Genomic DNA, 3,705 nt, shown 5'->3' on the forward strand with positions numbered 1-3,705 from the left:
ATGGCCTCTCATTATCATCAGGGTCTTCTTTCTTTTTGGCAAGTCTTACCGAGAACTATTTTGCACTATCCCGGAAATCGATAGAAAAATCTGACCGGTTCCTTGCTTCTTTATAAAAATCATGTAAAATAGATACAGTTCTCTTTTTGGGATGGAGGTACCACTATGTATGACAGGGAAATGGAAAAAGCTGCCCGTATGGCCATGGATAAACAGCCGAAGAAGCGGGTTCTGTCTTTTACCTATCAGGATGCATCGTATTTTATCAAGCGCAGCCTGTCCAACGGACGCAACCGCTTTGCCAAGCAGAACGCGCACACGGCCTATCTGACGGAGGTCTATAAAATCGGACTGGTGAACAGCCGGATTCCTCTGGCGCCGGCCATCGTCCTCCTGGGTCCCGATTATTTCGTCATGAAAGCCAGCGGCCGGCCGCTGCAGCGCATCGTAAAGGAATATCCACAGGACGCGGCCGAAGCCTATCACAAGGCAGGAGTGGCCCTGGCCCAGCTCCATTCATACGGACTGCATCATGGCCGGCCCGCCCTGCGCGATATTGCATGGAATCCCGCTACCCGTTCGATTACCTTTCTCGACTGGGAAAATGAAATGAAATTCTTCCACGTCGATGGCCGCGTCCTCGATCTGTTCTTATTCATCCACAGCTATTTCCGTGAAGGATGGCCCGGCAATCATCTGCTCGATCAGGCCATGAAGGGCTATCAGTCCGTTCCGGGATGGGAAGCGCGGCTGAGTAAACTCCGGCACTTCATCACAGGCCACGGCATCGTCTTTGGCATCTGCCGGCACCTGATAAAGACCGGCTGGATCGACGTCGTATCGGTCAGCAAGGCTGAGGCGTATATACGGGGGCTTTCGTGAGTGTTACGGAAAAGGGACTGGATAAGAACGCATATTTCACAGAAGTATGCTGTCATGCCCAGTCCCTTTTTCTTATTCTTTTGTCTGTACGGTTATACCGGCCAGTTTTTCATAGAAGGTCACCATGCAGCTGTTGTCTTCCCGGCCGCGGCCTTCCTGCATGAGGCTCTGGGTAATCTGCTGTACGATTGGTGCCAGCAGCAGGGGGACGTCCAGTTCCTGTGCCGTTTCCATGACGTGATTGATATCTTTCATCTGACTTTCCAGGAATCCGCCGGGAGCAAAATCGCGGCCATAGATACGGGCTGCTTTTTGTTCCAGTATGGCACTGCCAGCCAGACCACCCCGCACAGCTTCATACACTTTCTTAGGATCCGCACCGGCTTTCTGGGCCAGCACCAGGGCTTCGGAGACGGCAGCGATATTGATGAAACACATGATCTGATTGCACAGTTTCGTCACCGATCCGGCCCCGTTAGGTCCTGTTACGACGGCCGATGAGCCCATGGCCAGAAAGACGTCCCGGACCCCTTCTGCTACCATTTCGTCGCCGCCGATCATGAAAGCCAGCGTGCCGGCTATGGCACCGGGTTCGCCACCACTTACGGGTGCATCGAGGAAGGGACAGCCGGCTTTTTGTGCCAGGGCGGCAAATTCCTGCGATTCGACTGGAGCCACCGAGCTGGAGTCGATGAGGACCGTACCGGGGCGGATGCCGGCCAGTACGCCGTCGGGACCGGTGAGGACATCTTTTACAATGCGCCCGCTGGGGAGCATGGTGATGACCACATCCTGATTCCGGGCCGTTTCCCTGCCCGTCAGTGCCGTGTGGACCCCTTGCTGTTTTAGTTCCGCTATGGCTTTCTGGTTGCCGTGTCCATTGTCTATGATTGTGACATCCATCCCTGCCTTGCACAGGTTGCGGACCATGGGGACACCCATGATGCCCAGTCCGATAAATCCGATTCGTTTCATATCATTCATCTCCTCTGTGAAAGTGAGTCATCGTCCATATGGGTTCAAAACTACGCCGGTGAATCGGGCAGGGCCCGTAGGTTTCGATGGCCTCTTTGTGTAGTCTGGTCAGATAGCCTTTGTGCACGGCAAAACCGTATTCCGGATACGTCTTGTCATACTGCTCCATGAGCCGGTCCCGGGTCACTTTGGCAATGATCGATGCCGCCGCAATGGACGCACTGAGGGCGTCGCCGTGGACCAGGGACTGATGGGTCACCGTAAGGGCCGGCAGAGGCATGGCATCGACCAGGACGGCTTCTGCCGGGACGGACAGGGTCCGGACGGCATCGTACATGCCCTGTTGGGTCGCGTGATAGATATCAAGGTCATCGATTTCTTTTTCCGATTTGGCGATGCACGAGACGGCGACGGCTTCGGCCATGATTTTGTCGTAGAGCCGTTCCCGTTTGGCCGGCGGTACTTTTTTGCTGTCATTCAGGCCGGGACATTCCCAGAAGGGAGGCAGGATGACGGCAGCGATCATAACCGGTCCTGCGACGGGTCCCCGCCCCGCTTCGTCAATGCCGGCCACGTGATAGATGTTTTCATTATAAAATCTGGTTTCGTAGGTATACATAGAAAGGAGCCGTTCCCGTTCTTTTTCTTCCCGCACTTTGCGGCGCATAAAGGCGGCGGCTTCTTTTTGTACGGACACGCGGGAGTCTTCCTTCATAGCCTGCAGTAGGGCCGGGATGTCGGTCTGTCCGTCTTTCAGCATAGCTTTCAGCTCTGCCAGTTTATAGGCTGCCGTTTCCATTACGCATCCTCCCCGCTGAGTTCTTCTACCCGGTCGAGGGACAGGGCACCAATGCGGCCTTCGCGGAACTCTTTCAGTATGAGCTTGTACGTTTTTTCCATATCGACGGTGCCGCCCGATACGATACAGCCCCGTTTGCGGCCGATGGCTTCGACCGTGGCAAGTGGAGCTTCGTCCAGGCTATCGAGCTTGAACCGGCCTTTTAGTTCTTCCGGATACCACTGACCCAGTTCCCGGATCAGTTCGGAGATAACCGTTTCCATGTCAAAGACCGTATCGGAAATGGCTCCTGTCGCGGCCAGCCGGCAGGCATAGGTCTGATTTTCCAGTTTCGGCCAGAGCACGCCCGGCGTATCGAGCAATTCCAGCTTGTCTCCCAGATGGACCCATTGCTTGCCCTTGGTTTCGCCGGGCTTATCGGCCGCTTTGGCCACGTTCCGGTGTGCCAGGGTATTGATCAGTGTCGATTTACCTACGTTAGGAATGCCCAGGATCATGGTACGTACCGACCGGGTCCTGAGCCCCCGCATCTTCCACCGTTCCAGCTTGGGAGCGGCCAGCTGGCGTACCTTGCTGAGGAGCTGTTTGACACTGCGACTGTCTTTGCTGTTGAGAGCCAGCACGAGGCGGCCCTGCTGTTTATAATAAGTCAGCCACTCCGCCACACAGTCCGGATCGGCCAGATCAGCTTTATTCAGAACGACCAGAGACGGCTTCTGCCCGATGAGCTTTGCAATCATAGGATTGGTACTGCTCATGGGAATCCGGGCATCGACCAGTTCGATGACGACGTCGATGACTTTCAGATTGTCTTCGATGAGCCGGCGGGCCTTGGCCATATGGCCGGGAAACCAGTTGATAATCATATATACTACCACCTTTCTATCTTCTATTCTACTGGATTCGGCAAAAACCGTCAAACACCTATCCGAAGATAGTCCGTGCTCTGCCTGATAATAGACAAAAACAGGACCCGCGTGGAGCGGATCCTGTTTTTGTCTATCCTATGCCGTTGTATCGATCAGCCTTTACGGGTTGCCGTTAATTCC

General features: G+C 54.7%; 4 protein-coding genes. 1 reads left to right on the forward strand and 3 read right to left on the reverse strand.

Annotation, left to right across the window (positions count from 1 at the left end; all coding sequences use genetic code 11):
* Positions 1-165 precede the first annotated feature (165 nt).
* A complete protein-coding gene (locus DBO31_RS01755; protein WP_150824290.1) occupies positions 166-882 on the forward strand; it encodes a hypothetical protein in 717 nt (238 codons plus the stop codon).
* Positions 883-954: 72 nt separating this feature from the next.
* On the opposite strand, the gene DBO31_RS01760 is transcribed toward DBO31_RS01755, so the two are convergent.
* From DBO31_RS01760 to ylqF, 3 genes are read right to left on the reverse strand one after another with little or no spacing between them, the layout of a single operon-like run.
* Positions 955-1,857 (reverse strand): NAD(P)-binding domain-containing protein, encoded by a 903-nt coding sequence (locus DBO31_RS01760; RefSeq protein ID WP_150824291.1) that lies wholly within the window; start codon positions 1,855-1,857, stop codon positions 955-957.
* A gap of 1 nt (position 1,858) precedes the next feature.
* The gene (locus tag DBO31_RS01765; protein WP_150824292.1) at positions 1,859-2,656 is read right to left on the reverse strand and encodes a ribonuclease HII; all 798 of its coding nucleotides are present in this window, start codon (positions 2,654-2,656) and stop codon (positions 1,859-1,861) included.
* Entirely contained in the window at positions 2,656-3,522 is an 867-nt protein-coding gene (gene ylqF, locus DBO31_RS01770) for a ribosome biogenesis GTPase YlqF (RefSeq protein WP_059077319.1), read from the reverse strand. The genes DBO31_RS01765 and ylqF overlap by 1 nt, the downstream gene beginning before the upstream one ends.
* Between the last annotated feature and the right edge of the window lie 183 nt (positions 3,523-3,705).

The organism is Megasphaera sp. DJF_B143 (assembly GCF_900320625.1).
Taxonomy (GTDB): Bacteria; Bacillota; Negativicutes; order Veillonellales; family Megasphaeraceae; genus Megasphaera; species Megasphaera hexanoica.

Excerpts from the sequence above, each read along its gene's own strand:
- DBO31_RS01755 (WP_150824290.1), top strand. The coding sequence starts at position 166 with ATGTATGACAGGGAAATGGAAAAAGCTGCCCGTATGGCCATGGATAAA.
- DBO31_RS01760 (WP_150824291.1), bottom strand. The coding sequence starts at position 1,857 with ATGAAACGAATCGGATTTATCGGACTGGGCATCATGGGTGTCCCCATG.
- DBO31_RS01765 (WP_150824292.1), bottom strand. The coding sequence starts at position 2,656 with ATGGAAACGGCAGCCTATAAACTGGCAGAGCTGAAAGCTATGCTGAAA.
- ylqF (WP_059077319.1), bottom strand. The coding sequence starts at position 3,522 with ATGATTATCAACTGGTTTCCCGGCCATATGGCCAAGGCCCGCCGGCTC.